The sequence below is a fragment of the Streptomyces sp. CA-181903 genome, assembly GCF_050937075.1.
Classification (GTDB): Bacteria; Actinomycetota; Actinomycetes; order Streptomycetales; family Streptomycetaceae; genus Streptomyces.
On the sequence record NZ_JBNJLY010000001.1, the window covers coordinates 1,752,363 to 1,777,911 of the forward strand.

Sequence of the window (25,549 nt, forward strand, 5' to 3'; positions counted from 1 at the left end):
GGTCGAAGAGGCCCAGAATCGGGGCGAGTTCCCCGATTCCGGAGTGTGACGCGATGCCGCCCACCAGCCCCTTCGGCCGTACGGTCTGTGCGATGGTGACCCCCTTCACCCCCGACGGCCGGCTCGACCTCGACGGCGCCCAGCGCCTGGCCGACCACCTCGTCGGCGCGGGCCGCTGCGACGGGCTGGTCCTCAGCGGCACCACCGGCGAATCGCCGACCACCACCGACGAGGAGAAGTCCGCCCTCATCAGGGCCGTCACGGAGGCGGTCGCCGGCCGCGCCCGGATCACGGCGGGCGTCGGCACCAACGACACCCGCCACACCGCCACCCTCGCCCGCGCGGCGGAGGCGGCCGGCGCCGACGCCGTGCTCGTCGTCACCCCGTACTACAGCCGGCCCCCGCAGGACGCCGTCGAGGAACACTTCCGGACGGTGGCCGACGCGGTCGGCATCCCCGTCATGCTCTACGACATCCCCGGCCGCACCGGCACCCGCATCGAGGTGGACACGATGCTGCGACTGGCCGAACACCCACGCGTCGAGGGCGTCAAGGACTGCGCCTACGACCTCCTCGGCAGCGCCAAGGTCATCGCCGCCACGGGGCTGGCGTACTACTCGGGCAGCGAGGAACTCAACCTTCCGCTGCGCTCGGTGGGGGCGGTCGGCTACGTCAGCACGGTGGCGAACGTCGCCGGGCCGTTGCTGGCGGCTTCCCTGGACGCGTTCGATTCCGGTTCCGTGGAGGAGGCAAGGCGACTGCACGCGGCCGCTCTGCCGCTGATCGAGGCGATGATGGCGGGCGGACTGCCGGGCACCGTGACGGCGAAGGCCCTGCTCGGTGCACTGGCGCTGCCGGGCGGGCCGGTCCGGGCGCCGCTGCGGGCCGCTTCGGAGGAGTGGGTGGAGCGGTTGCTGAAGGTGCACGGGGAGGCGGTCTCGAACGCCGGACGGGCTGGAATCAGCCCGTCCGGCGTTTGAGGACGAGCGGCGAAGCCGCGAAAAAGGGGGTCTGGGGCGCAGCCCCAGGAATCGGCGAAGGGGCGGGACCGGGGCACCAGCCCGCCGCAGGCGCCTAGTTGTGGCTGTGCAGCGCCTCGTTCAGCCCACCCCAGGTGCTCTTGTAAGGCCGCGCCTCAACCGCACCCGTCGTGGAGTTCCGCCGGAACAGGATGTTGCTCGCACCCGAAAGCTCCAGCGCCTTCACGATCTCCCCGTCCGGCAGGGTGACCCGAGTACCGGCGGTCACGTACAGCCCGGCCTCGACGACGCACTCGTCGCCCAGCGCGATCCCGATACCGGACTCCGCGCCGAGGAGACAGTTCGCCCCCACGGAAATGATCTGCTTGCCGCCACCGGAGAGCGTCCCCATGGTGGACGCGCCACCCCCGATGTCGCTGCCGTCGCCGACCACGACACCCGCGCTGATCCGCCCCTCCACCATGGAGGTACCGAGCGTGCCGGCGTTGAAGTTGACGAAGCCCTCGTGCATGACGGTGGTGCCCTTGCCCAGGTGGGCGCCGAGGCGGACGCGGTCGGCGTCGCCGATGCGGACGCCGGACGGGACGACGTAGTCGGTCATGCGCGGGAACTTGTCGATGCTGGTGACCTGGAGGTGCAGGCCCTCGGCGCGGGCGTTCAGGCGCACCGTCTCGATCCGGTCCACGGCCACCGGGCCGAGCGAGGTCCAGGCGACGTTGGCCAGCAGGCCGAACATGCCGTCCAGGTTCGCGCCGTGCGGCCGGATCAGCCGGGACGACAGCAGGTGCAGTCGCAGGTAGACGTCGTGCGCGTCGAGCGGCTTGTCGTCGAGCGAGGCGATGACCGTGCGGACCGCGACGACGGTGACGCCGCGGCGGGGGTCCGGGCCGACGGCCTTCAGGGCGGCCTCGCCCAGCAGCTCGGCGGCGCGCTCGGCGGTCAGCTCCTCGGTGCCGGCCGGGCCGGGCGCGTCGGCCAGCGCGGGGGCGGGGAACCAGGTGTCGAGGACGGTGCCGTCGGCGGCGATCGTGGCGAGGCCGGCGGCGGCGGCACCGGTGGTGAGGGGGACAGCAGCATCGGTCATGTCCGAAAACCTAACCGGAGGGGCCCGCTCAAGGCGAACCGGACTCCCGCACCCCGGTGGACGCGGAAGCCTCACCCCACCAGCCGCGCCACCGCCTCCCGTACCTCCGCCCGCGCGAAGGGCCGCCCGCTCACCAGGTACTGGAGCAGCAGCCCGTCGAGCAGCGCGCAGAGGGCGCGGGCCGCGGCGGCGTCGGGCGTCCGGCGGCCGAGGACGGCGGTCATCTCCTCGACGCATGCGGCGGCGACCGGACGGACGGCCGGACGGCGCAGGGCGGCGGCGTAGAGCTCGTACTCCAGTTCCAGGCGCGAGCGGTCCCCCGCCAGGGCCTCCGCGACGAGGTCGACGACGGCGTCCGCCAAGGGCGCGCCGGCGGGCAGCCCGCGCTCCCAGGCGGCGAGGCCGTCCAGCCACTCCCGGGCGGTCCGGCGCACCGCTTCGACGAGCAGGTCGTCGAGGGTGGCGAAATGGTACGTCGTCGAGCCCAGGGGGACGTCCGCCTCGGCGGCGACCGCCCGGTGGCTGAGCGCGCCGAGGCCGCGGGCGCCGACGACGCGGACGGCGGCCTCGACGATGCGGTCGCGGCGGTCGGGGTCGTAGCGGCGGGGCATCAGTGGGAGGCCCCGCCGAGGTTGAGGACGACGACGCCCAGGATCACCAGCAGGATCCCGCCGATCCGCGCCGCGTTGACCGCCTCACCCAGGAAGAGCATGCCGATCGCGGCGACGACCGCCGTGCCCGCACCGGACCAGATGGCGTAGGCCGTGCCGACGTCCATGGCCTTGAGGGTGCGTGCGAGGAGGAGGAAGGCGAGGAGGTAGCCGACCGCCGTCCCGAGTGAGGGCCAGAGCCTGCCGAAGCCGTCGCTGAACTTCATGCAGGTGGTGGCGGCGATCTCGGATGCGATCGCGCCCGCGAGGGTGAGGTACACCATGTGTACGAGGGTACACAACGGTGTGTACGGGCGTACGCAACGGCCCTGCGGGGCGCTGGGGTGGGGTGCCCCGGTCCCTCCCCCAGAGGGGCACCCCCATTCCCCGTTTCCTGGGGCTGCGCCCCAGACCCCGAAACCGCGCTCCGCACGGTTGTCCTCAAGCGCCGGACGGGCTGATTCAGCCCGTCCGGCGCTTGAGGACAAGGGGGTCTGGGGGCTTGCCCTCAGGAAGCGGCGAAGGGGCGGGACCGGGGCACCCCACCCCAGGCCAAATGGCCCACCCCCGATCGCCTCCCTCCCACCCCTCCCCCTATCCAGGGGACATGAGACCCCCACACCACCTCCGCCTCCTCACCCTCACCCTCACCCTCCTGGCGCCCCTCACCCTGGCCTTGGCCCCGGCCGACCCCACCCCCACCCCCGCGCCCGCCGGCCGCGCGGCGACCGGTCACTACATCGTCACCCTCCGCCAGGGCGCCAGCCCCCGCGCGCTGACCGCCCGGCTGGGCGTCACGCCGGACACCGTCTACCAGCACGCCCTGCTCGGCTTCGCCGCCCCGCTCACCCCCGCGCAGCTGGACGCCGTCCGCCGCTCCCCGGACGTGCGGTCCGTCGAGGAGGACGCGGTGCTCCGCCAGTCCTCGGTCCCCCTGCACGACCCCACCGCCCCGGCCGCCGCCTCCTGGGGCCTGGACCGGGTGGACCAGCGGCGGCTCCCCCTGGACGGCCGGTTCACGGTCGCCGGCACCGGCGCCGGCGTGACCGCGTACGTCGTCGACACGGGCATCGACTACACGCACCCCGAGTTCGGCGGGCGCGCCCGCAAGGGCGTCGACCTGGTCGACCCGAACGGCGACGGCTCCGACTGCCTGACCGGCTCCGGGCACGGCACGCACGTGGCGGGGATCATCGGCGGCGGGGAGCACGGCATCGCCCGGAAGGTGGCGCTGGTCAGCGTGCGGGTGCTGGACTGCGACGGGACGACGTCGGCCTCCCGTTTCGTGGCGGGCCTGGACTGGGTGGCCCAGCACGCCGGGCCGGCGTCCGTGCTGAACGCCTCGCTCAACGGCCCGTACTCGGCGGCGACGAACGCGTCGGTGGCCGCGGTCGCCGACCGCGGGGTGCCGCCCGTCGTCTCGGCGGGCAACGCGCAGCCCGCGACCGCGGCCACCGACGCCTGCGCCAACTCGCCGGGCAGCGCGCCGGGGGCGGTGGTCGTCGGGGCGACGGACCGCGACGACCGGATGACGTCGTTCAGCAACTGGGGTGCCTGCCTGCGGCTCCTCGCCCCGGGCCTGGACATCGTCTCGGCCCGCGCCGGCGGCGGCGCCGCGACGAAGAGCGGCACCTCGCAGGCGGCACCGCACGTCACCGGGGTGGCCGCGCTCTACAAGGCGGCGCACCCGGACGCGTCGGTGCAGGCGGTGACCGAGTGGCTGGAGAAACAGGCCACGCAGGGGGTGTTGAGCGGACTGCGCGACCGGACGCCGAACCGCCTGCTGAACACGGGCGGCCTCTGACTCTCCCGCCCCCTCGCCGGCTGCTTGACCAAACCAATACTTGCTCACCCGAGCAAACCGCGCTTACCTTTTGCTCATGCGAGCAAAGAACAGCGGCTCCAAGCAAGGAGCGGTGACCCCGACCGCCGGCCGGACGTTCACGGAGGCCGCCAGGAGAGCGCAGATCGTCGGCGCCGCGATCGAGGTCATCGCCGAAGTCGGCCACGCCAAGGCGTCGTTCAACCGGATCGCCCGGCAGGCCGGGCTGAGCAGCACGGGGATGATCTCGTACCACTTCGCCGGCAAGGACGACCTGATGCGCGAGGTCGTGGCGGAGGTGATGCGGGTCGCGGACGCGTACATGCGGCCCAGGATCGAGGCGCACCAGACCGCCCGCGAGCGGCTCCGCGCGCACATCGAGTCCAACCTCGCGTTGCTGGACGTCTACCCGAAGCACCTGCACGCCATGGTGGAGGTGCTCACCGGCGTCCGGGACGAAAGCCCCTCGGCGCGGGAGTTCACCGCCGTCACGGACGCGATGCTGGACACCCTGATCAACGCCGTACGCAGGGCCCAGGAGTCCGGGGAGTTCGGCGACTTCGACCCCGTGACCCTGGTGTACGCGCTCCGCGGCTCCATCGACGCGCTCGTGATGCGCGCCGCCCGCGACCCGGACTTCGACGCCGCCGCCCACGGCCGCCGGCTCGCCGACCTCTTCGACCGCGCGACCAGGAGCACCCCGTGACCACAGAGCCCGTGACCGCCCCCGTCCCGCCGCAGCCCACCGAGCGGCAGAAGACCGCCGCCCTGCGCAGGCTCGTCATCCTCCAGCTCCTCTTCGAACTCGCCCTCCCCCTCGGCGCGTTCTACGGTCTCCAGGCGGCCGGCGCGAGCCAGTGGGCCGCGCTGGCGGTGGGCAGCCTGATCGCTCTGCCCTGGGTCGTCCACGGGATGATCCGGCGCCGGCGGGTGGACCCCATGGGGCTGTTCACCCTCTGCCTGATGCTGCTCGGCGCCCTGATGTCCCTGGTGACCGGCGACCCGCGCGTCCTGCTGGTGCGCGACAGCTGGCTCTTCGGCCTCATCGGCCTCTGGATCCTGGGCACTCTGCCGACCCGCCGCCCGTTCATCATGTACCTGGGCCAGACGGTCGTCACCGCCAAGCTGGGCGAGGCGGGCTGGCGCGCCTGGGCTTCCCGCTGGGACACCGAGCCGGTGTTCCGCCGCGACGTGCGGGTGCTCACCGCCGTCTGGGGCGGGGTGTTCACGCTGGACGCCGCGGTGCGGGTGGTCCTGGCCCTGACGCTGCCGGTGGGTTCCGTGCCCCTGGTGAGCACGGTGCAGTGGCTGGTCGTCCTCGCCGGCCTGATCCTCTTCCACAACGTCTACGTCACCCGGCGCGGCCTGAAGGCGTGAGACCGGAGGTACGGGCATGAACCCCGATGTGATCGTCGTCGGAGCCGGCCCCACCGGCCTGACGCTCGCCAACGAACTCGGCCTCGCGGGCGTCCGCACCGTCGTCCTGGAACGGACCCTCGAACGCGGCGGCCAGTCCCGCGCGCTCAACCTCCAGCCCCGCACCGCCGAAGTCCTGGGTCTGCGCGGCTGGTTGGAGCCCATCGCCGAACAGGCCCTCACCACCCTGCCGCGCGGCCACTTCGCGGGCATCCCCCTGGACTACTCGGTCTTCGACACCCGCTTCCCCTACCAGATCGGCATCCCGCAGGCCCGCGTCGAACGGTTCCTGGAGGAGCACCTCGCCTCGTACGGCATCCCCGCCCTGCGCGGCCGCGAACTCACCGGCCTCGCCCAGGACGCGGACGGCGTGACCGCCACCGTCGCCGGCCCGGACGGCACCACCACCCTGCGCGCCGCCTACCTGGCGGGGGCGGACGGCGGACGCGGCAGGAAACGGCCTCCGCCCGGCCCTACGCCACTGGTTCGGCGCCCCCTCCTGACCAGGCCCCGGCCTCAGCCCGCGGCGCGCCGCAGCACCGTGGACGGACAGGCGTCCGGGTCCGCCTCCTTGAACAGCACCCGCTCGTCCCCGTCCCGGCCGACGACGAGCGTCTCCAGTGGCCGAGGGTGCGACGGTTCGTCGTCGAAGGACAGCCGCACCCGCGTCTCCGCGGCGCCGGAGGCGTGGGACAGACTCCACGTCCCCGCCGCGTCGAACGCCTTCTCCTTCCGGTAGGCCGGGGACCACTCGTACGGCCAGTGCGCCACGGAGAACGTCCCCCGCCCCGTCCCCGGGTCGTACCGAAGACGCACGCTCATCCCGTCCGGCCCCTCATACTCCCCCGCCACTTCCGCCCCGGAAGCCCGGGCAACCGCTTCCGGACACCCCCGCCCGTCCCCGCTCAGCCACGCGAACCCGAGAAGCCCACCGAACACCAGCACGGCCGACGCCGCCCCGGTGACCAGGAACCGCGGCACGGAACCGAACAGGAAGCGGACCAGACGCCGCCCCGCATCGCCCCGGCCCGTCATCGTTCCCCCTTACGGCGACCCCGTCGGCCGCCCCATCCGCCCCGTCAATTGATCACCGAGGCTATCCGTGACCGAAACGCGCTGATGAAACCGGGGAGGGCACCCGGCCCCAGCCCCGACCACGCCCCGCCCATCCGCCCGCGCCCTATCCGTCCGCCCGCCAACCACGGCATACAGCAGCAGCCCGCCACCCGGTGGTACGGATGGCGGGCTGCGGAAACGCTCGGAGGGGGAACGCTCAGACGTTGAACCCGAGGGCGCGAAGCTGCTCGCGGCCCTCGTCGGTGATCTTGTCCGGGCCCCACGGCGGCATCCAGACCCAGTTGATCCGGAGCTCGTTGACGATGCCCTCGGTCGCGGACTTCGCCTGGTCCTCGATGACGTCGGTCAGCGGGCAGGCCGCGGACGTCAGTGTCATGTCGAGGGTGGCGATGTTGGCGTCGTCGATGTGGATGCCGTAGATCAGGCCGAGGTTGACGACATCGATGCCCAGCTCGGGGTCGACCACGTCGTACAGGGCCTCGCGGACCTCTTCCTCGGTGGCCGGCTTGGTGGTCACTTCGTCGCTCATGCGGTCTTCCTCGCAGTGCTCTTGGTGCTCTCGGTGCTTGCCGCGTTCTCGGCGTGCTCGGCGGTCTCGCCCAGCGCCTGGGCGGTCGCGTCCTTCCACGCCATCCAGCTCAGGAGAGCGCATTTCACCCGCGCGGGGTACTTGGAGACGCCGGCGAACGCCACCGCGTCCTCCAGCACCTCCTCCATCGCGTCGTCCGGCTCGATCCGGCCCTTGGACTGCATCAGCTCCAGGAAGGTCTCCTGGATCCGCCGGGCGTCGTCGAGCTCCTTGCCGACCAGCAGCTCGTTGAGGACCGAGGCGCTGGCCTGGCTGATCGAGCAGCCCTGGCCCTCGTACGAGACGTCTTCGATCGTCTCACCGGAGAGCCGGACGCGCAGGGTGATCTCGTCGCCGCACGTCGGGTTGACGTGGTGCACCTCGGCGTCGCCGTCCCGCAAGCCCCTGCCGTGCGGGTGCTTGTAGTGGTCCAGGATGACGTCCTGGTACATCGAATCAAGCTTCACAGTCCGCTGCCCATCAGCCGAAGAAGTTCCGGACGTGCTCCAGCCCCTCGACCAGCGCGTCGACCTCGCCGGGGGTGGAGTACAGGTAGAACGACGCCCGCGTGGTCGCCGGAATTCCGTACCGCAGGCAGACGGGCCGTGCGCAGTGGTGGCCGACCCGGACGGCGATGCCCTGCTCGTCGAGGACCTGGCCCACGTCGTGCGGGTGGATGTCCCCGAGCGTGAAGGAGATCGCGGCGCCGCGGTCCTCGGCCGTGGTGGGGCCGATCAGCCGGAGGTCGGGGACCTCCTGGAGCCGCCGGATCGCGTACTCGGTGATCGCGTGCTCATGCCGCGCGATCTTGTCCATGCCGATCGCCGACAGGTAGTCCACGGCCGCGCCGAGGCCGATGGCCTGGGCGATCGGGGGCGTACCGGCCTCGAACTTGTGCGGCGCCGGGGCGTAGGTGGACGAGTGCATCGAGACGGTCTCGATCATCTCGCCGCCGCCGAGGAACGGCGGCAGGTCCTCCAGCAGCTCCTGGCGTCCCCACAGCACGCCGATGCCGTCCGGGCCGCACATCTTGTGGCCGGTGAAGGCCACGAAGTCGGCCTGGAGCGCCTGGACGTCCAGCGGCATGTGCGGCGCGGCCTGCGAGGCGTCGACGACGACCAGCGCGCCGACCTCCTGGGCGCGCCGGACGATCGCCTCGACCGGGTTGACCGTGCCCAGGATGTTGGAGACCAGCACGAACGAGACGACCTTGGTCTTCTCGGTGATGACCTGCTCGATGTTGGACAGGTCGAGCCGGCCGTCGTCGGTCAGGCCGAACCACTTCAGCTTCGCGCCGGTGCGCTGCGCGAGCAGCTGCCACGGGACGATGTTGGAGTGGTGCTCCATCTCCGTGATGACGATCTCGGTGTCGTGGTCCACCCGGTAGGGCTCGTCGGCCCAACCGAGCATGTTCGCCACCAGGTTGAGCGACTCCGAGGCGTTCTTGGTGAATATGACCTCGTCGCGGCTGGGCGCGTTGACGAACGCGGCGATCTTGTCGCGCGCGCCCTCGTACAGCGCGGTGGCCTCCTCGGCGAGGACGTGGACGCCGCGGTGCACATTGGCGTTGTGCTGCTCGTAGTACTCGTTGATGGCGTCGAGTACCTGGCGCGGCTTCTGGGACGTCGCCGCGTTGTCCAGGTAGACGAGCTTCTTGCCGTCGTGCAGGACGCGGTCGAGGATGGGGAAGTCCTTGCGGATCGCCTCGGTGTCGAGGAGCCCCGGAATCTGTGTCACGCGGTGACGCCTCCCGTCGTGTACGCCTCGTAGCCCTCTTCCTCCAGCTTGTCCGCGAGCTCGGCGCCGCCGGACTCGGCGACGCGGCCGTTCGCGAACACGTGCACGAAGTCGGGCTTGATGTAGCGCAGGATGCGGGTGTAGTGCGTGATCAGCAGGGTGCCCACCTCACCGGTCTCTCGGACCCGGTTGACGCCCTCGGAGACGATGCGCAGGGCGTCGACGTCCAGGCCCGAGTCGGTCTCGTCCAGAATCGCGATCTTCGGCTTGAGGAGCTCCAGCTGGAGGATCTCGTGCCGCTTCTTCTCACCGCCGGAGAAGCCCTCGTTGACGTTGCGCTCGGCGAAGGCGGGGTCCATGTGCAGGCGCGCCATGGACTCCTTGACCTCCTTGACCCAGGTGCGCAGCTTGGGGGCCTCGCCGCGGATCGCGGTGGCGGAGGTGCGGAGGAAGTTGGACACCGAGACGCCGGGCACCTCGACCGGGTACTGCATGGCGAGGAAGACGCCGGCGCGGGCGCGCTCGTCGACGGACATCTCCAGGACGTTCTCGCCGTCGAGGGTGACGGTGCCGCCGGTGATCGTGTACTTGGGGTGGCCGGCCAGCGAGTAGGCCAGGGTGGACTTGCCGGAGCCGTTCGGGCCCATGATGGCGTGGGTCTCGCCCTGCTTCACGGTCAGGTCGACGCCACGCAGGATCTCCCGGGGGCCGCCTTCGGCGTCGACGGAGACGTGCAGGTCGTGGATCTCAAGCGTTGCCATGGGGAACTCAGGACTCCTGGGTGATGGAAACGAGCACAGACGCGTCTGGGCCGTCTCCTTCGATCTTGACGGGGTAAACGGGGACCGGTCGGGTGGCCGGGAGACCCGAGGGCTTTCCGGTGCGCAGGTCGAAGGTGGAGCCGTGCAGCCAGCATTCGATGGCGCAGTCCTCCACCTCGCCCTCGGAGAGCGAGACGTTGGCGTGCGAGCAGATGTCGTGGATGGCGAAGACCTCGCCCTCGGTGCGGACGATCGACACGGGGGTGCCGTCGACCTCCACCCGCTTGGGCGTGTCCTCCTCCAGCTCACCGAGCGCGGCCACGCGTACGTAGGTCATGCGACGGACGCCTCCAGCTCGGCCTCGATCTTGGCGATGAGGCGCTCCTCCAGCTCGGGGACGCCGATCTGCTGGACGAGCTCGGCGAAGAAGCCGCGGACGACCAGCCGGCGGGCCTCGTCGGCGGGGATACCGCGGGCCATCAGGTAGAACAGCTGCTCGTCGTCGAAGCGGCCGGTCGCCGAGGCGTGGCCGGCGCCGACGATCTCACCGGTCTCGATCTCCAGGTTGGGGACCGAGTCGACGCGGGCGCCGTCGGTGAGGACGAGGTTGCGGTTGAGCTCGTAGGTGTCGGTGCCCTCGGCCTCGGCGCGGATGAGGACGTCGCCGATCCAGACGGCGTGCGCGTCCTTGCCCTGGAGGGCGCCCTTGAAGACCACGTTGCTGCGGCAGTGCGGCGTGTCGTGGTCGACGAAGAGGCGGTGCTCCTGGTGCTGGCCGTTGTCGGTGAAGTACAGGCCGTAGAGCTCGGCCTCGCCGCCGGGGGCGCCGTAGACGACGCGCGGGTGCAGCCGGACCAGGTCGCCGCCGAAGGTGACGATCACGGACTTGAAGCGGGCGTCGCGGCCGACGAGCGCGGTGTGCTGCGCGGCGTGGACGGCCGAGTCGTCCCAGTCCTGGACGGAGACGACGGTGAGCTTGGCGCCGTCGCCGAGCAGGTACTCGACGTTGGCGGCCAGGGTGGCGTCACCGGTGTGGTCGATGATGACGACGGCCTCGGAGAAGGCGCCGATCTCGACGACCTGGTGGCCGAAGGCCACCCCGCCCTCGCCGTGCACGGCGATCCGGACGGGCTCGGTGAGCACGGTGTTCTTGGGGATCGAGACGACGGACGCCTTCTCGAAGGAGCTGTACGCCTGGGCGGCCACCCGGTCGACGGGCTTGCCGGCCTTGCCGAGCCGGGCGTCGTCCCGGCCGACGGTCTCCACGGTGACGCCCTCGGGGGCCGTCACCTCGACCTTGACGCCGGCGCCGTCCGCCACCGCCGTGCCGTCGTGCAGACCGCGGAGGCGCTCCAGCGGGGTGAACCGCCATTCCTCCTCGCGGCCGTGCGGCACGGGGAAGTCGGCGACGTCGTACGAGGCGGGGGCGCTGACCCGCGCGTCGATGGGCTGCTTGGCCCCGCCCACCTGGATGGCGCCGTCGGTGGTGCTGCCGGCGGGAGTGTTGTCAGCCATGGCTGTCGTGGTGCTCTCTTCCTGTCAAAAAGGGTCGCTGCGGTCGAAGGCGGCGGGCGTCAGCCGACCGAGCCTTCCATCTGCAGCTCGATCAGCCGGTTGAGCTCCAGCGCGTACTCCATCGGCAGCTCGCGGGCGATCGGCTCGACGAAGCCGCGCACGATCATCGCCATGGCCTCGTCCTCCGACAGACCGCGGCTCATCAGGTAGAAGAGCTGGTCGTCGCTGACCTTGGAGACGGTCGCCTCGTGGCCCATGGACACGTCGTCCTCGCGGACGTCCACGTAGGGGTACGTGTCCGAACGGGAGATGGTGTCCACCAGCAGCGCGTCGCACAGCACGTTGGACTTGGAGCCGTGGGCGCCCTCGCCGATCTCGATCAGACCGCGGTACGAGGTGCGGCCGCCGCCCCGCGCCACCGACTTGGAGACGATGTTGGAGGAGGTGTTGGGCGCCATGTGGACCATCTTGGCGCCGGCGTCCTGGTGCTGGCCCTCGCCGGAGAAGGCGATGGACAGCGTCTCGCCCTTGGCGTGCTCGCCCATCAGGTAGACGGCGGGGTACTTCATCGTCACCTTGGAGCCGATGTTGCCGTCGACCCACTCCATGGTCGCGCCCTCGTACGCCACGGCGCGCTTGGTGACCAGGTTGTAGACGTTGTTCGACCAGTTCTGGATGGTCGTGTAGCGGCAGCGGCCGCCCTTCTTGACGATGATCTCCACGACGGCGCTGTGCAGCGAGTCGGAGGAGTAGATCGGGGCGGTGCAGCCCTCGACGTAGTGCACGTAGGCGTTCTCGTCGACGATGATCAGCGTCCGCTCGAACTGGCCCATGTTCTCCGTGTTGATACGGAAGTAGGCCTGGAGCGGGATGTCGACGTGGACGCCCGGCGGGACGTAGATGAAGGAGCCGCCGGACCACACGGCGGAGTTCAGCGAGGCGAACTTGTTGTCGCCGACCGGGATGACCGTGCCGAAGTACTCCTGGAAGAGCTCGGGGTGCTCCTTCAGGGCGGTGTCGGTGTCCAGGAAGATGACGCCCTGCTCCTCCAGGTCCTCGCGGATCTGGTGGTAGACGACCTCGGACTCGTACTGGGCGGCGACACCGGCGACGAGGCGCTGCTTCTCGGCCTCGGGGATGCCCAGCTTGTCGTAGGTGTTCTTGATGTCCTCGGGCAGGTCCTCCCAGGAGGCGGCCTGCTTCTCCGTGGAGCGGACGAAGTACTTGATGTTGTCGAAGTCGATGCCCGTGAGGTCGGAGCCCCAGGTCGGCATGGGCTTCTTGTCGAAGAGCCGCAGGCCCTTCAGACGCAGCTTGAGCATCCACTCCGGCTCGGACTTCTTGGCCGAGATGTCGCGGACGACCTCCTCGGAGAGGCCGCGCTTGGCCGCGGCGCCGGCCGCGTCGGAGTCGGCCCAGCCGTATTCGTACGTGCCCAGGCCCTCGAGCTCAGGGTGGGCAGTCTCCGTGGGGAGAGTCATGCGGGGTTCCTCCCGGCCGTGCTGGTGGATGCGGTGGTCGTCTTGGTGGACGCTGTCTTGGGGATGAACGTCGTGCACACCCCGTCGCCGTGGGCGATGGTGGCAAGACGTTGCACATGCGTCCCGAGCAGGCGGGAGAAGACCTCGGTCTCCGCCTCGCACAGCTGCGGGAACTGCTCGGCGACATGGGCGACCGGGCAGTGGTGCTGGCAGAGCTGTTCGCCGACCGGCGCTGTGCGCGCCGTAGCAGCGTACCCGTCCTCGGTCAATGCCCTGGCCAGCACGCGGGCCCGCTCCTCGGGGGGCACGGCCTCCAGGGCGGCCCGGTAGCCCTCGGCCTGGGCGGCCATCCGGGCCCGGGCGAACGCGGCGACGGCGGCCTCGCCCATCTCGCCGCCGCCCGCGGCCTGGGCGATCCAGCGCAGGGCGTCGGTGGCGAGCTTGTCGTACGCCTGGTCGAAGGCGTCACGGCCGCAGTCGGTCAGGGCGAAGACCTTGGCGGGCCGGCCGCGGGTGCGGGTGCCGTAGACCCGCTTCTCGCGGGGCTCGACCATGCCCTCGGCGGCCAGCACGTCCAGATGGCGGCGGACCGCCGCCTGGGTGAGCTCCAGGCGCAGGGCCAGCTCGGCGGCGGTGGACGGGCCGTGGTCGAGGATGGAGCGGGCCACGCGCGCGCGGGTGCCGCGCTGCTCGTCGTGGACGCGCTGCTCCTCGCGGGCCGCGGGGACCGGGGACGCCGGGCCCATGCCGGAAGCGGGTACGCGGGGGCCCGACCCGGCGGCCGTCCCGGCCGCGGGACCTTCCGGTGCCTCGCCCGCGTATTTCACAACACCATTGTTGCGTAATTACCTGAGCCGGGACAAGCCTCGGCGGGCCGCCCGCCGGTGGTCTCGATCACTAAGGGTCACCTAACCGGCACGGCGATCAGGCCCCCGGCGGGATCCGGAGGGCCGCGGGGTTCGTAGACTTCCTTGCCATGCGCAGCGCCACCCCGGGCGACCCCCGGACCCCCGGCCGCGTGCCGGCCGTCGAGGTCCACGGCCTCGTCAAGCGGTACGGGCGGAAGACCGCGGTGGACGGTCTCGACCTGTCCGTCGCGGCCGGCACCCTCACCGCCGTCCTCGGCCCCAACGGGGCCGGCAAGACCACCACCATCGAAACCTGCGAGGGCTACCGCCGCCCCGACGCCGGCACCGTCCGCGTGCTCGGCCTCGACCCGGTGGCCGACGCCGCCGCCCTGCGCCCGCGCGTCGGCGTGATGCTGCAGAGCGGCGGGATCTACTCCGGCGCCCGCGCCGACGAGATGCTGCGGCACATGGCCGCGCTGTACGCCCACCCGCTGGACGTCGGCATGCTGATCGAACGCCTCGGCCTGGACACCTGCGGACGCACCACCTACCGCCGGCTCTCCGGCGGCCAGCAGCAGCGCCTCTCCCTGGCCATGGCCGTCGTCGGCCGCCCCGAGCTGGTCTTCCTGGACGAGCCGACGGCGGGCCTCGACCCCCAGGCGCGCCGCGCGACCTGGGACCTGGTCCGGGAGCTGCGCGAGGACGGCGTCAGCGTCGTGCTCACCACCCACCACATGGAGGAGGCGGAGGAGCTGGCCGACGACGTCGCGATCATCGACGCCGGCCGGGTCATCGCCCAGGGCAGCCCCGAGGAGCTCTGCAAGGGCGGCGCGGAGAACACCCTCCGCTTCACCGGCCGGGCCGGCCTGGACGTCGCCTCCCTCCTCAAGGCCCTCCCCGCCGACTGCGCGGCCATGGAGCTGACCCCCGGCTCGTACCGGGTCACCGGCTCCGTCGACCCGCAGCTGCTCGCCACGGTCACCACCTGGTGCGCGCAGCACGGCGTGATGCCGGACCGGATAGCGGTCGAGCGGCACACGCTGGAGGACGTCTTCCTGGAACTCACCGGTAAGGAACTGCGCGCATGACCACACCGGGCACCTTCACCCCCGCCCCGGCGCCGCCCCCCTTTCCCGGATGATCCGGGCGCAGGCCGCGCTGGAGACCCGGATGCTGCTGCGCAACGGCGAACAGCTGCTGCTGACGGTCGTCATCCCGACGCTGCTGCTGGCCCTCTTCAGCACCGTCGACATCATCGACACCGGCGACGGCAAGGCCGTCGACTTCCTCACCCCCGGCATCCTCGCGCTGGCCGTGATGTCCACGGCCTTCACCGGGCAGGCCATCGCCACCGGCTTCGACCGACGCTACGGCGTGCTCAAGCGGCTCGGCGCGTCCCCCCTGCCGCGCTGGGCGCTGATGGCCGCGAAGACGGCGTCGGTGCTGGTCACCGAGGTGCTCCAGGTCGTCCTGCTGACGGTGATCGCGTTCGCGCTCGGCTGGTCGCCGCACGGCAACCCGTTCGCCGTGCTCCTGCTGCTCGTCCTGGGCACGGCCGCGTTCTCGGGCCTGGGCCTGCTGATGGCGGGCACGCTGAAGGCGGAGGCGACGCTGGCGGCGGCGAACCTGGTGTTCCTGCTGCTGCTGGTCGGCGGCGGCGTGATCGTGCCGCTGGACCGGTTCCCGGACGCCGCGCGGGCGACGCTGGAGCTGCTGCCGATCTCGGCCCTCTCCGACAGCCTCCGGGACGTGCTGCGGGACGGCGCCGGAATGCCCTGGCGGGACCTCGGCATCCTCGCCGTGTGGGCGGTGCTGGGCCTGGGCGCGGCGGGCCGCTTCTTCCGCTGGGAGTAACCCGTGCGCCGGGCGTGAGCGCCCGCCGGCACGGCGCTCACCTCGGCTTTCACGCCCCGCCCCACCCCTCGTGAATCCATGCACAAGCGGGCCCTTACGATGAGGCCGTGCCGAATTCGCTGAATCCCCTGCAGGCCATCGCCGACCGCTGGCAGCCGTCCGCGCGCTTCGTCCGGCGGGCCTCGTTCGCCTGCGTCGTCATGGCCGTGATCATCGTGGTGACGGGTGGCGCGGTCCGGCTCACACAGTCCGGTCTGGGCTGCCCGACGTGGCCGACCTGCACCGAGGACAGCCTGACGCCGACCCCCGCGATGGGCATCAACGGCGTCATCGAGTTCACCAACCGCATGCTGACCTACGTGCTCTGCGTGGTCGTCGGCATCGCGATCATCGCGGCCCGCGCCCGGGCCCCGCGCCGCCGGGACCTGACGCGGCTCGGCTGGGCCCAGTTCTGGATCGTCGCGAGCAACGGCATCATCGGCGGCATCACGGTCCTCACCGGCCTCAACCCGTATATCGTCGCCGCCCACTTCCTCGCCGCGACGGCCCTGCTCACCGTGGCCGTGATCATGTGGCAGCGGTCCGGTGAGGGCGACGACGCGCCGCGCGACCTGGTGGCCCGGCCGGTCCGCCAGCTGAGCTGGGTGCTGGTCGTCTCGACCGTCCTGCTGATCATGGCGGGCACCGTGGTCACCGGCTCCGGGCAGCACGCGGGCGACGCCTCCAAGGACGTCCACCGCATCCCGCTGAACTTCCGCGAGATCACCCAGCTCCACGTGGACCTGGTGTTCATCGTGCTCGGCCTGACCGTGGCGCTGTGGTTCGCGCTGCGGGCCGTGAAGGCGCCGGGCGGGCCGCGCCGCCGGGTGGTGGAGCTGTTCGCCGTCCTGCTGCTCCAGGGCGTCGTCGGCTACGTGCAGTACTTCAACGACTCGCCCGAGATCATCGTCGGGGCGCACATGTTCGGGTCCTGCCTGGTCTGGATCGCCACCCTGCGGGCCTTCCTCTCGCTGCGCGACCGCGGCGAGCTGGTGACGCTCCCCTCCCCCGCCGCGGAGCCCGAGCCCGCGGCCCTGGCCGGCGCGGAGCGCTGACGGACCGCACGACGACGCCGGAGGGGCGGACACGATCCCGTGTCCGCCCCTCCGGCGTTTCCCCTGCTGTGGCCTCAGCCGTTGGACGGCCCGCCCACCTGCATCCCGGCCATCCGCGACCACTCGTACGGACCCGTCCGCACCTTCGCGGCCATCTCGCCGTCGAAGTCCTCGTGGACGGTCAGCCCGGCCAGCTCGACCGCTTTCTCGGCCATCGCGTAGGAAGGGGCCACCAGGTTCCCCCACTCCCCGTTCGCGCCCACCAGGGCGATCCGGGTCCTGCCCCGTCCTATGTGGGCGAGCTGCCCCTCCGCGCCGCCGCCGTGGGTCCGTGCGAAGTCGCCGATCTCCTTGGCCAGCCGGGCCGCCCGCCGCTGTGCCCTGGCGTCCAGCGGGGCGTTCCCGGCCTCCGTGTCGCCGGCCTGCTTGGTGTCTGCCATGACCAGGATGCTACCGACGGGTAGCCGGAATGGCGACGGGCGGCGCGGGTGGCTTTGACCACCCGCGCCGCCCGTGCGGAGCACACCCTTTTTTCCGAACGACTGCCGGACTACCGCAGGAACGGGTCGATCGCGACCGCGGTGAAGAGGAGCGAGACGTAGGTGATGGACCAGTGGAAGAGGCGCATCTCCTTCAGCTTCGCCCCGGTGACCCCGGCCTTGGCGCGGGCCTGGAGGGCGTGCGCCTCCTTGAGCCAGAAACCGCCGCAGGCCACGGCCACGACCGTGTAGAACCAGCCGGTGTACCCGAGCGGCGTCAGCAGCAGCGAGACGCCGACCATCACCCAGCTGTAGAGGACGATCTGCCGCGCGACGGCCTTGTTGCCCGCGACGACCGGCAGCATGGGGACGCCGGCGCGCTCGTAGTCGTCCTTCACCTTCATCGACAGCGGCCAGTAGTGCGGCGGCGTCCAGAAGAAGATGACGAGGAAGAGGATCAGGGAGGCCCAGGAGACCTCGTTCTTCACCGCGGACCAGCCGATGATGACCGGCAGGCAGCCCGCGATGCCGCCCCACACGATGTTCTGCGCGGTACGGCGCTTGAGGATCATCGTGTAGACGACGGTGTAGAAGAGGGAGGCGCCGAGCGAGAGCATCGCCGACAGGGGGTTGACCAGGAACCAGAACCAGACGGTCGAGCCGACGGTGAGCGCCGCGGCGAAGACCAGGCACTCGCGCGGCGAGACCATGCCGGTGACCAGCGGGCGCTGGGACGTCCGGTCCATCATGGCGTCGATGTCGCGGTCGTAGTACATGTTGAACGCGCCCGCGCCGCCGGCGGAGAGGTAGCCGCCGAGGCAGGTGGCCAGCACCAGCCACATGTCCGGGACGCCCTTGGCGGCGAGGAACATCACCGGGACCGTCGTCATCAGCAGCAGCTCGATGACGCGCGGCTTCGTCAGCGCCACGAAAGCCTTGACACGGGCCCCGAACGGCCGGTGATGACCGGGGCTCTCGACGAGTACCCCCGCAGGACGGGATTCGACGGCCGTCACGCACACCCCTGACAGAGATAAGGCCAGCAAGCACATCCGGCCCGTTCTGCCGGGTAAGGCTTGCGCGTACCAAGCCACTCTAGACGCAGGGCATGGCACGGCCTCCGCCGGGGTGGGTCGTGTTGGTCCCCGGGGAATCCGGGCGAAAGCGGGTTCCGGCGGCCCCCGGCGCACTCCGGACGGACGCCCCGTGAGCGCGCTCCGAGAGGCGCGCTCCGGCGCCGCACCGCACGCTGGACACATGACGGACACCCGCCGGACGGGAATCTTTACCAGCCCGGTCCGGTTGCCCGAGGCGTGTGGCGGGCAGCCGGAGAGCTGCCGACCGTCCGCCGGGAGCACGCGGAAAGGACGCCGGTCCCCACGGGGGTAGGCTCGGGAACGCCGCGTCGTGGCGGAACATACCGCCCCCGGCAAGTGAAACCATGTGGAGAGGAGCCCTGACCTAGGGTGAGCACCAAGCCGACCACCACAGACCTCGAGTGGACCGAACTGGACCGGCGGGCCGTCGACACAGCCCGTGTCCTGGCCATGGATTCCGTGCAGAAGGTCGGCAACGGCCATCCCGGTACGGCCATGAGCCTGGCCCCCGCCGCGTACCTGCTCTTCCAGAAGCTGATGCGGCACGACCCCAGCGACGCCGACTGGACGGGCCGCGACCGTTTCGTCCTCTCGCCCGGTCACACCAGCCTGACCCTCTACGTCCAGCTCTTCATGGCCGGCTACGGCCTGGAGCTGTCGGACCTCAAGGCCTTCCGCACCTGGGGCAGCAAGACCCCGGGCCACCCGGAGCACGGCCACACCCGCGGCGTGGAGACCACCACCGGCCCGCTGGGCCAGGGCATCGCCAACGCGGTGGGCATGGCCATGGCCGCCCGCTACGAGCGCGGCCTGTTCGACCCCGAGGCCCCGAAGGGCGAGTCGCCCTTCGACCACACCATCTGGGCGATCGTCTCCGACGGCGACCTGGAGGAGGGCATCTCCGCGGAGGCGTCCTCGCTGGCCGGCCACCAGAAGCTCGGCAACATCGTCGCCCTTTACGACGACAACCACATCTCGATCGAGGGTGACACCGCGACGGCCCTCTCCGAGGACGTCCTCAAGCGGTACGAGGCGTACGGCTGGCACGTCCAGCGCATCGAGCAGGCGCCCAACGGCGACTTCGACGTCCAGGCGCTGTACGCGGCGCTGAAGGCGGCGCAGGAGGAGACCGAGCGTCCCTCGCTGATCGCGGCCCGCACGATCATCGCCTGGCCGGCCCCGAACGCGCAGAACACCGAGGCCGCCCACGGCTCGGCGCTCGGCGACGCCGAGGTGGCCGCCACCAAGGAGGTCCTCGGCTTCGACCCGAAGCAGACCTTCCAGGTCGACGAGGACGTGTTCGCGCACGTCCGCAAGGTCGTCGACCGCGGCCGTGAGGCCCACGCCACCTGGGAGAAGAAGCTCGCCAAGTGGCGCGAGGCCAACCCGGAGCGGGCGGCCGACTTCGACCGGATCAACGCGGGCGAGCTGCCCGACGGCTGGGAGAAGGTCCTCCCGGTCTTCCCGGCCGGCAAGTCCGTCGCGACCCGCAAGGCGTCCGGCGAGGTCCTCAAGGCCCTCGGCGGCGTCATCCCCGAGCTGTGGGGCGGCTCCGCCGACCTCGCCGGCTCGAACAACACCACGATCGACGCGTCGTCGTCGTTCCTCCCGGAGGGCAACCCGCTCCCCGAGGCGAACCCGTACGGCCGCACGATCCACTTCGGCATCCGCGAGCACGCCATGGGTTCGACCATGAACGGCATCGCGCTGCACGGCAACACCCGCGTCTACGGCGGCACCTTCCTGGTGTTCTCCGACTACATGCGCCCCGCCGTCCGGCTCGCCGCGCTGATGAAGCTGCCGGTCACCTACGTGTGGACGCACGACTCCATCGGCCTCGGCGAGGACGGCCCGACGCACCAGCCGGTCGAGCACATGTCCGCGCTGCGCGCCATCCCGGGCCTGAACATGGTCCGCCCGGCCGACGCCAACGAGACGGCCATCGCCTGGCGCGAGATCATGAAGCGCCACGCCACCAACCCCGCGCCGCACGGTCTGGCCCTCACCCGCCAGAACGTCCCGACCTACGAGGCCAACGAGGGCGCGGCCAAGGGCGGCTACGTGCTGTTCGAGGCCGAGGGCGGCCGGCCGCAGGTGATCCTGATCGCCACCGGCTCCGAGGTCCAGATGGCCGTCGAGGCCCGCGACACCCTGCAGGCCGAGGGGGTCCCGACCCGCGTGGTCTCGATGCCTTCGGTGGAGTGGTTCGAGGAGCAGGACCAGGCGTACCGCGACGGCGTGCTGCTGCCGGACGTCAAGGCCCGCGTGGCCGTCGAGGCGGGCATCGGCCTGACCTGGCACCGCTACGTCGGCGAGGCCGGCCGGATCGTCTCGCTGGAGCACTTCGGCGCGTCCGCCGACTACCAGGTGCTGTTCCAGGAGTTCGGCCTGACCTCGGAAGCCGTCGTCGAGGCCGCCCGCGAGTCGCTGGCCGACGCCGGCCGCCGCTGACGCGCAAGCACACGATCCAGTAGGAGATGTAGAACCCATGACAGACGCACTCAAGCGCCTCTCCGAGGAGGGCGTCGCGATCTGGCTGGACGACCTGTCCCGCAAGCGCATCACGTCCGGCAATCTGCGCGAGCTGATCGACGACAGTCACGTGGTCGGTGTCACCACCAACCCGTCGATCTTCCAGAAGGCGATCTCCAGCGGCGACGGCTACGAGCAGCAGCTGTCCGACCTCGCGGTCCGCAAGGTCACCGTCGAGGAGGCCATCCGCATGATCACGACGGCGGACGTGCGTGACGCCGCCGACATCCTGCGGCCGGTCTTCGACGCCACGGACGGCCAGGACGGCCGGGTGTCCATCGAGGTGGACCCGCGGCTGGCGCACGACACCCACGCCACCGTGGCCGAGGCCAAGCAGCTCGCGTGGCTGGTCGACCGCCCCAACACCCTGATCAAGATCCCGGCCACCATGGCGGGCCTGCCGGCCATCTCCGAGACCCTCGGCCTGGGCATCAGCGTCAACGTCACGCTGATCTTCTCGCTGGAGCGCTACCGCGCGGTCATGGACGCCTACCTGACCGGTCTGGAGAAGGCCAAGGCGGCCGGCCTGGACCTGTCGCTGATCCACTCGGTGGCGTCCTTCTTCGTGTCCCGTGTGGACACCGAGATCGACAAGCGCCTGGACGCGCTGGGCACCGAGGAGGCCAAGGCGCTCCGCGGCAAGGCCGCGCTGGCCAACGCCCGCCTCGCCTACCAGGCGTACGAGGAGGTCTTCTCCTCGGACCGCTGGCTGGCCCTGGAGAAGGCCGGCGCCAACAAGCAGCGTCCGCTGTGGGCGTCGACCGGCGTCAAGGACCCGGCGTACAAGGACACCCTGTACGTGGACGACCTGGTCGCCCCGAACACGGTGAACACCATGCCGGAGGGCACCCTGGAGGCCGCCGCCGACCACGGCGACGTCAAGGGCGACACGGTCCGCGGCACGTACGAGCAGGCCAAGGCCGAGCTCGACGCGCTGGCGAAGCTGGGGATCTCGTACGACGAGGTCGTCCAGCTGCTGGAGGAGGAAGGCGTCGAGAAGTTCGAGGCGTCCTGGAACGACCTGCTGAAGTCCACGGAGGCGGAGCTCAAGCGCCTCGCACCGGAGGCGTGAATTGACCCGCAGCAACCCGCTGCGTGACGCACAGGACCGGCGGCTCCCGCGTATCGCGGGGCCGTCCGGCCTGGTCATCTTTGGCGTCACGGGCGATTTGTCCCGTAAAAAGCTGATGCCGGCCGTCTACGACCTCGCCAACCGCGGCCTGCTGCCGCCGGGCTTCTCCCTCATCGGCTTCGCCCGCCGCGACTGGGAGAACGAGGACTTCGCGCAGATCGTGCACGACGCCGTCAAGGAGCACGCGCGCACGCCGTTCCGCGAGGAGGTGTGGCAGCAGCTGGTGCAGGGCTGCCGCTTCGTCCAGGGCGACTTCGACGACGACAACGCCTTCGAGACCCTCAAGTCGACCATCGAGGAGCTCGACAAGGCGCAGGGCACGGGCGGCAACTTCGCCTTCTACCTGTCCGTCCCGCCGAAGTTCTTCCCCACCGTCGTCCAGCAGCTCAAGAAGCACGGCCTGGCCGAGCAGACGGAGAAGTCCTGGCGGCGCGCGGTCATCGAGAAGCCGTTCGGCCACGACCTGAAGAGCGCGCAGGAGCTCAACAGCATCGTCCACGACGTCTTCCCGCCCAACGAGGTCTTCCGGATCGACCACTACCTGGGCAAGGAGACCGTCCAGAACATCCTGGCGCTCCGCTTCGCCAACACCCTCTTCGAGCCGATCTGGAACCGGTCCTACGTGGACCACGTGCAGATCACCATGGCCGAGGACATCGGCATCGGCGGCCGGGCCGGCTACTACGACGGCATCGGCGCCGCGCGCGACGTCATCCAGAACCACCTGCTCCAGCTGCTGGCGCTGACCGCCATGGAGGAGCCCGCCTCCTTCGACGCGGACGCCCTGGTCGCCGAGAAGACCAAGGTGCTGGGCGCCGTCCGACTGCCGAAGGACCTGGGCAAGGAGACCGTCCGCGGCCAGTACGCGGCCGGCTGGCAGGGCGGCCAGAAGGTCGTCGGGTACTGCGAGGAAGAGGGCATCGACCCGCACTCGAAGACCGACACCTACGCCGCGATCAAGCTGGAGATCGACAACCGCCGCTGGGCGGGCGTCCCCTTCTACCTGCGCACCGGCAAGCGGCTCGGCCGCCGCGTCACCGAGATCGCGGTCGTCTTCCAGCGCGCCCCGCACTCCCCCTTCGACGACACCGCCACCGAGGAGCTGGGGCAGAACGCCCTGGTCATCCGGGTGCAGCCGGACGAGGGCGTCACCCTGCGGTTCGGCTCGAAGGTGCCGGGCACCTCGATGGAGGTCCGGGACGTCTCGATGGACTTCGCCTACGGCGAGTCGTTCACCGAGTCCAGCCCGGAGGCGTACGAGCGGCTCATCCTCGACGTGCTGCTCGGCGACGCCAACCTGTTCCCGCGCCTGCGGGAGGTCGAGCTCTCCTGGCAGATCCTCGACCCGATCGAGGAGTACTGGGACAAGCACGGCACGCCCGCGCGGTACCCGGCCGGCACCTGGGGGCCGGTCGAGGCGGACGAGATGCTCGCACGAGACGGACGGAGCTGGCGTCGGCCATGAAGATCGATCTCACGGACACCACGGCCAGCAAGATCAACAATGCTCTGGTCCAGGGGCGCCGCGCCATCGGCACCCCCGCCATCGGCATGGTCCTCACGCTGGTCATCGTCACCGACGAGGAGCACGCCTACGACGCGCTCAAGGCCGCCAACGAGGCGTCCCGCGAGCACCCGTCGCGCAAGCTCGTCGTCATCAAGCGCGTCAGCCGCTCCCCGCGCGACCGCGCGCAGGCCCGGCTGGACGCCGAGGTCCGCGTCGGCACCAGCGCCGGCACCGGCGAGACGGTCGTCCTCCGCCTCTACGGCGAGGTCATAGACCACGCCCAGTCGGTGGTCCTGCCGCTGCTGCTGCCGGACGCGCCCGTCGTCGTCTGGTGGCCGGTCAACTCGCCGCTGCACCCGGCCAAGGACCCGCTGGGCGTCCTCGCCCAGCGCCGGGTCACCGACACCTACGCGGCCGAGGACCCGGTCTCGGAGCTCGCGGCCCGCGCCGCGAACTACGCGCCCGGCGACACCGACCTGGCCTGGAGCCGGATCACCCCCTGGCGCTCGATGATCGCGGCGGCCCTGGACCAGCAGGCCGTCGAGGTCACCGGCGCCGAGGTCGAGGGCGAGGGCTACAACCCCAGCGGCGAGCTGCTGGCCATGTGGCTCGCGGACCGCCTCGGCGTCCCGGCCCGCCGCACCGTCTCCGACGGCCCCGGTCTCACCGCCGTCCGTCTGGAGACCAAGGACGGCACCATCACCCTGGACCGTCCCGACGGCTCGCTGGCCAAGCTCAGCATGAAGGGCCAGCCGGACCGCGCCGTGGCGCTCAAGCGGCGGGAGACCGCCGAACTGCTCGCCGAGGAGCTGCGCCGGCTCGACCCGGACACCATCTACGAGTCCGCGCTGAAGTACGGCGTGGAGCGGCTGGCGGAGGCGGGCGGCCCGGCGGTGGCACCGGCGGCGGGCGCGCCGCCGAGGTCCCCGGAGGCGGCGAAGACCTCGGAATCCGCTTCCGAGCGCTCGGAGCCTTCGGAGAGCAAGCCCGCCCCGAAGAAGGCCGCGTCCAAGAAGGCGGCGGACAAGTGAGCACCGCGCCGCAGATCGTCGTCCACCGGGACAAGGAGCTGATGGCGCGGGCCGCCGCGGCCCGGCTGATCACGAAGATCGTGGACGCCCAGGCCGCGCGCGGCACGGCCTCCGTCGTCCTCACGGGCGGGCGCAACGGCAACGGGCTGCTCGCGGCCCTCGCCGCCTCGCCCGCCCGGGACGCGGTCGACTGGTCGCGCCTCGACCTGTGGTGGGGCGACGAACGCTACCTGCCCGACGGCGACGCCGAGCGCAACGTCACCCAGGCCCGCGACGCCCTGCTGGACGCCGTGGACCTGGATCCGGCCCGGGTGCACGCCATGCCCGCGGCCGACGGGCGGTACGACGACGCCGACGCGGCGGCCGAGGCGTACGCGGCCGAACTGGCCGCCGCCGCCCGCCCGGAGGACCACGGACCCGTGCCCTCCTTCGACGTCCTCCTGCTGGGCGTCGGCCCGGACACCCACATCGCGTCGCTCTTCCCCGAGCTGCCGGGCGTCCGGGAGACCGACCGCACGGTCATCGGCGTCCACGGCGCCCCCAAGCCCCCGCCGACCCGCATCTCCCTGACGCTGCCGGCGATCCGCGCGGCGCGGGAGGTGTGGCTGCTGGCGGCGGGCGAGGACAAGGCCAACGCGGTGGCGCTGGCGCTGAGCGGGGCGGGTGAGGTCCAGGCTCCGGCCGCCGGGGCGTACGGCCGCAGCCGCACGCTGTGGCTGCTCGATCAGCCGGCGGCTTCGCAGCTGCCGAGGGATCTGTATCCGCCGTCTTCGCCCTGACGGGCGGGAATCGCGGCTCCGCCGCGAGGTCCTCAAACGCCGGACGGGCTGACTTGTCAGCCCGTCCGGCGTTTGAGGACAACCGCGCGGAGCGCGGTTTCGGGG

At 71.4% G+C, this 25,549-nt stretch carries 26 protein-coding genes; 13 read left to right on the top strand and 13 right to left on the bottom strand.

The window, feature by feature from the left end:
• The first annotated feature begins 53 nt into the window (after positions 1-53).
• A complete protein-coding gene (dapA, locus tag ACQEVS_RS07605) occupies positions 54-980 on the top strand; it encodes a 4-hydroxy-tetrahydrodipicolinate synthase (protein ID WP_433016981.1) in 927 nt (308 codons plus the stop codon).
• A gap of 94 nt (positions 981-1,074) precedes the next feature.
• Here the strand turns inward: dapA and dapD are convergent, their stop codons facing one another.
• The 3 genes from dapD to ACQEVS_RS07620 form a co-directional block, all read right to left on the bottom strand.
• Entirely contained in the window at positions 1,075-2,064 is a 990-nt protein-coding gene (gene dapD / locus ACQEVS_RS07610) for a 2,3,4,5-tetrahydropyridine-2,6-dicarboxylate N-succinyltransferase (protein ID WP_433016984.1), read from the bottom strand.
• Positions 2,065-2,135: 71 nt separating this feature from the next.
• Positions 2,136-2,675, bottom strand: coding sequence for a TetR/AcrR family transcriptional regulator (locus ACQEVS_RS07615; protein WP_433016987.1), 540 nt, complete (start codon positions 2,673-2,675; stop codon positions 2,136-2,138).
• A complete protein-coding gene (locus ACQEVS_RS07620; protein ID WP_433016990.1) occupies positions 2,675-2,998 on the bottom strand; it encodes a DMT family transporter in 324 nt (107 codons plus the stop codon). The genes ACQEVS_RS07615 and ACQEVS_RS07620 overlap by 1 nt, the downstream gene beginning before the upstream one ends.
• Positions 2,999-3,321: 323 nt before the next feature.
• Here ACQEVS_RS07620 and ACQEVS_RS07625 point away from each other — a divergent pair, with 323 nt between their 5' ends.
• From ACQEVS_RS07625 to ACQEVS_RS07640, 4 genes are all read left to right on the top strand, one after another.
• Entirely contained in the window at positions 3,322-4,518 is a 1,197-nt protein-coding gene (locus tag ACQEVS_RS07625; protein ID WP_433016993.1) for a S8 family peptidase, read from the top strand.
• Between the two features lie 76 nt (positions 4,519-4,594).
• A complete protein-coding gene (locus ACQEVS_RS07630; protein ID WP_433016996.1) occupies positions 4,595-5,242 on the top strand; it encodes a TetR/AcrR family transcriptional regulator in 648 nt (215 codons plus the stop codon).
• Positions 5,239-5,913, top strand: coding sequence for a VC0807 family protein (locus tag ACQEVS_RS07635; RefSeq protein WP_433016999.1), 675 nt, complete (start codon positions 5,239-5,241; stop codon positions 5,911-5,913). Before ACQEVS_RS07630 ends, ACQEVS_RS07635 begins: the two co-directional genes overlap by 4 nt.
• Positions 5,914-5,929: 16 nt before the next feature.
• Positions 5,930-6,691, top strand: a complete 762-nt coding sequence (locus ACQEVS_RS07640) for an FAD-dependent monooxygenase (protein ID WP_433017002.1) — start codon at positions 5,930-5,932, stop codon at positions 6,689-6,691.
• A gap of 534 nt (positions 6,692-7,225) precedes the next feature.
• Here ACQEVS_RS07640 and ACQEVS_RS07645 read toward each other — a convergent pair.
• The 8 genes from ACQEVS_RS07645 to ACQEVS_RS07680 are packed head-to-tail and all read right to left on the bottom strand — an operon-like array spanning position 7,226 to position 13,918.
• Positions 7,226-7,558, bottom strand: coding sequence for a metal-sulfur cluster assembly factor (locus ACQEVS_RS07645; protein ID WP_004951661.1), 333 nt, complete (start codon positions 7,556-7,558; stop codon positions 7,226-7,228).
• Entirely contained in the window at positions 7,555-8,064 is a 510-nt protein-coding gene (sufU, locus tag ACQEVS_RS07650; RefSeq protein WP_433017007.1) for a Fe-S cluster assembly sulfur transfer protein SufU, read from the bottom strand. The genes ACQEVS_RS07645 and sufU overlap by 4 nt, the downstream gene beginning before the upstream one ends.
• A gap of 13 nt (positions 8,065-8,077) precedes the next feature.
• Complete coding sequence (locus ACQEVS_RS07655; RefSeq protein WP_433017010.1) at positions 8,078-9,334, bottom strand: cysteine desulfurase; 1,257 nt, start codon at positions 9,332-9,334, stop codon at positions 8,078-8,080.
• On the bottom strand, positions 9,331-10,095 hold the full coding sequence (sufC, locus tag ACQEVS_RS07660) for a Fe-S cluster assembly ATPase SufC (protein WP_433017013.1): 765 nt from the start codon (positions 10,093-10,095) through the stop codon (positions 9,331-9,333). Before sufC ends, ACQEVS_RS07655 begins: the two co-directional genes overlap by 4 nt.
• A 7-nt stretch (positions 10,096-10,102) precedes the next feature.
• Entirely contained in the window at positions 10,103-10,432 is a 330-nt protein-coding gene (locus ACQEVS_RS07665) for a non-heme iron oxygenase ferredoxin subunit (protein ID WP_004951646.1), read from the bottom strand.
• Entirely contained in the window at positions 10,429-11,610 is a 1,182-nt protein-coding gene (sufD, locus tag ACQEVS_RS07670) for a Fe-S cluster assembly protein SufD (RefSeq protein WP_433017017.1), read from the bottom strand. Before sufD ends, ACQEVS_RS07665 begins: the two co-directional genes overlap by 4 nt.
• 59 nt (positions 11,611-11,669) lie before the next feature.
• Positions 11,670-13,091, bottom strand: a complete 1,422-nt coding sequence (gene sufB, locus ACQEVS_RS07675) for a Fe-S cluster assembly protein SufB (RefSeq protein WP_223767754.1) — start codon at positions 13,089-13,091, stop codon at positions 11,670-11,672.
• The gene (locus ACQEVS_RS07680) at positions 13,088-13,918 is read right to left on the bottom strand and encodes a helix-turn-helix transcriptional regulator (RefSeq protein ID WP_433017021.1); all 831 of its coding nucleotides are present in this window, start codon (positions 13,916-13,918) and stop codon (positions 13,088-13,090) included. The genes sufB and ACQEVS_RS07680 overlap by 4 nt, the downstream gene beginning before the upstream one ends.
• A 149-nt stretch (positions 13,919-14,067) precedes the next feature.
• On the opposite strand from ACQEVS_RS07680, the gene ACQEVS_RS07685 reads away from it, so the two are divergent.
• The 3 genes from ACQEVS_RS07685 (at position 14,068) to ACQEVS_RS07695 (ending at position 16,887) form a co-directional block, all read left to right on the top strand.
• A complete protein-coding gene (locus ACQEVS_RS07685; protein WP_433017024.1) occupies positions 14,068-15,027 on the top strand; it encodes an ABC transporter ATP-binding protein in 960 nt (319 codons plus the stop codon).
• Positions 15,028-15,076: 49 nt separating this feature from the next.
• Positions 15,077-15,793 carry an ABC transporter permease gene (locus ACQEVS_RS07690; protein ID WP_433017027.1) on the top strand — a complete coding sequence of 239 codons (717 nt, stop codon included), beginning with the start codon at positions 15,077-15,079 and terminating at the stop codon, positions 15,791-15,793.
• A gap of 107 nt (positions 15,794-15,900) precedes the next feature.
• Positions 15,901-16,887, top strand: coding sequence for a COX15/CtaA family protein (locus ACQEVS_RS07695; protein WP_433017030.1), 987 nt, complete (start codon positions 15,901-15,903; stop codon positions 16,885-16,887).
• Positions 16,888-16,961: 74 nt separating this feature from the next.
• Here the strand turns inward: ACQEVS_RS07695 and ACQEVS_RS07700 are convergent, their stop codons facing one another.
• Together ACQEVS_RS07700 and ACQEVS_RS07705 are read right to left on the bottom strand one after the other, a co-directional pair.
• Positions 16,962-17,327 carry a hypothetical protein gene (locus ACQEVS_RS07700; protein ID WP_433017033.1) on the bottom strand — a complete coding sequence of 122 codons (366 nt, stop codon included), beginning with the start codon at positions 17,325-17,327 and terminating at the stop codon, positions 16,962-16,964.
• Between the two features lie 110 nt (positions 17,328-17,437).
• Positions 17,438-18,382, bottom strand: coding sequence for a heme o synthase (locus ACQEVS_RS07705; protein ID WP_433017036.1), 945 nt, complete (start codon positions 18,380-18,382; stop codon positions 17,438-17,440).
• A 450-nt stretch (positions 18,383-18,832) separates the two neighbouring features.
• Here ACQEVS_RS07705 and tkt point away from each other — a divergent pair, with 450 nt between their 5' ends.
• From tkt to pgl, 5 genes are read left to right on the top strand one after another with little or no spacing between them, the layout of a single operon-like run.
• Entirely contained in the window at positions 18,833-20,914 is a 2,082-nt protein-coding gene (gene tkt / locus ACQEVS_RS07710; protein WP_433017039.1) for a transketolase, read from the top strand.
• Positions 20,915-20,951: 37 nt separating this feature from the next.
• Entirely contained in the window at positions 20,952-22,067 is a 1,116-nt protein-coding gene (gene tal / locus ACQEVS_RS07715; protein ID WP_433017042.1) for a transaldolase, read from the top strand.
• Between the two features lies 1 nt (position 22,068).
• A complete protein-coding gene (gene zwf, locus ACQEVS_RS07720; RefSeq protein WP_433017045.1) occupies positions 22,069-23,592 on the top strand; it encodes a glucose-6-phosphate dehydrogenase in 1,524 nt (507 codons plus the stop codon).
• Positions 23,589-24,665: a glucose-6-phosphate dehydrogenase assembly protein OpcA gene (gene opcA / locus ACQEVS_RS07725; RefSeq protein WP_433017048.1), complete on the top strand. Its 1,077-nt coding sequence runs from the start codon at positions 23,589-23,591 to the stop codon at positions 24,663-24,665. Before zwf ends, opcA begins: the two co-directional genes overlap by 4 nt.
• Positions 24,662-25,444: a 6-phosphogluconolactonase gene (gene pgl, locus ACQEVS_RS07730; RefSeq protein WP_398273914.1), complete on the top strand. Its 783-nt coding sequence runs from the start codon at positions 24,662-24,664 to the stop codon at positions 25,442-25,444. The genes opcA and pgl overlap by 4 nt, the downstream gene beginning before the upstream one ends.
• The last annotated feature ends 105 nt before the right edge of the window (positions 25,445-25,549 follow it).

What these genes read in the sequence shown, in the direction of transcription:
- dapA (WP_433016981.1), top strand. Translation starts at nt 54, where the DNA reads ATGCCGCCCACCAGCCCCTTCGGCCGTACGGTCTGTGCGATGGTGACC.
- dapD (WP_433016984.1), bottom strand. Translation starts at nt 2,064, where the DNA reads ATGACCGATGCTGCTGTCCCCCTCACCACCGGTGCCGCCGCCGCCGGC.
- ACQEVS_RS07615 (WP_433016987.1), bottom strand. Translation starts at nt 2,675, where the DNA reads ATGCCCCGCCGCTACGACCCCGACCGCCGCGACCGCATCGTCGAGGCC.
- ACQEVS_RS07620 (WP_433016990.1), bottom strand. Translation starts at nt 2,998, where the DNA reads ATGGTGTACCTCACCCTCGCGGGCGCGATCGCATCCGAGATCGCCGCC.
- ACQEVS_RS07625 (WP_433016993.1), top strand. Translation starts at nt 3,322, where the DNA reads ATGAGACCCCCACACCACCTCCGCCTCCTCACCCTCACCCTCACCCTC.
- ACQEVS_RS07630 (WP_433016996.1), top strand. Translation starts at nt 4,595, where the DNA reads ATGCGAGCAAAGAACAGCGGCTCCAAGCAAGGAGCGGTGACCCCGACC.
- ACQEVS_RS07640 (WP_433017002.1), top strand. Translation starts at nt 5,930, where the DNA reads ATGAACCCCGATGTGATCGTCGTCGGAGCCGGCCCCACCGGCCTGACG.
- ACQEVS_RS07645 (WP_004951661.1), bottom strand. Translation starts at nt 7,558, where the DNA reads ATGAGCGACGAAGTGACCACCAAGCCGGCCACCGAGGAAGAGGTCCGC.
- sufC (WP_433017013.1), bottom strand. Translation starts at nt 10,095, where the DNA reads ATGGCAACGCTTGAGATCCACGACCTGCACGTCTCCGTCGACGCCGAA.
- ACQEVS_RS07665 (WP_004951646.1), bottom strand. Translation starts at nt 10,432, where the DNA reads ATGACCTACGTACGCGTGGCCGCGCTCGGTGAGCTGGAGGAGGACACG.
- sufD (WP_433017017.1), bottom strand. Translation starts at nt 11,610, where the DNA reads ATGGCTGACAACACTCCCGCCGGCAGCACCACCGACGGCGCCATCCAG.
- sufB (WP_223767754.1), bottom strand. Translation starts at nt 13,091, where the DNA reads ATGACTCTCCCCACGGAGACTGCCCACCCTGAGCTCGAGGGCCTGGGC.
- ACQEVS_RS07685 (WP_433017024.1), top strand. Translation starts at nt 14,068, where the DNA reads ATGCGCAGCGCCACCCCGGGCGACCCCCGGACCCCCGGCCGCGTGCCG.
- ACQEVS_RS07690 (WP_433017027.1), top strand. Translation starts at nt 15,077, where the DNA reads ATGATCCGGGCGCAGGCCGCGCTGGAGACCCGGATGCTGCTGCGCAAC.
- ACQEVS_RS07700 (WP_433017033.1), bottom strand. Translation starts at nt 17,327, where the DNA reads ATGGCAGACACCAAGCAGGCCGGCGACACGGAGGCCGGGAACGCCCCG.
- tal (WP_433017042.1), top strand. Translation starts at nt 20,952, where the DNA reads ATGACAGACGCACTCAAGCGCCTCTCCGAGGAGGGCGTCGCGATCTGG.
- opcA (WP_433017048.1), top strand. Translation starts at nt 23,589, where the DNA reads ATGAAGATCGATCTCACGGACACCACGGCCAGCAAGATCAACAATGCT.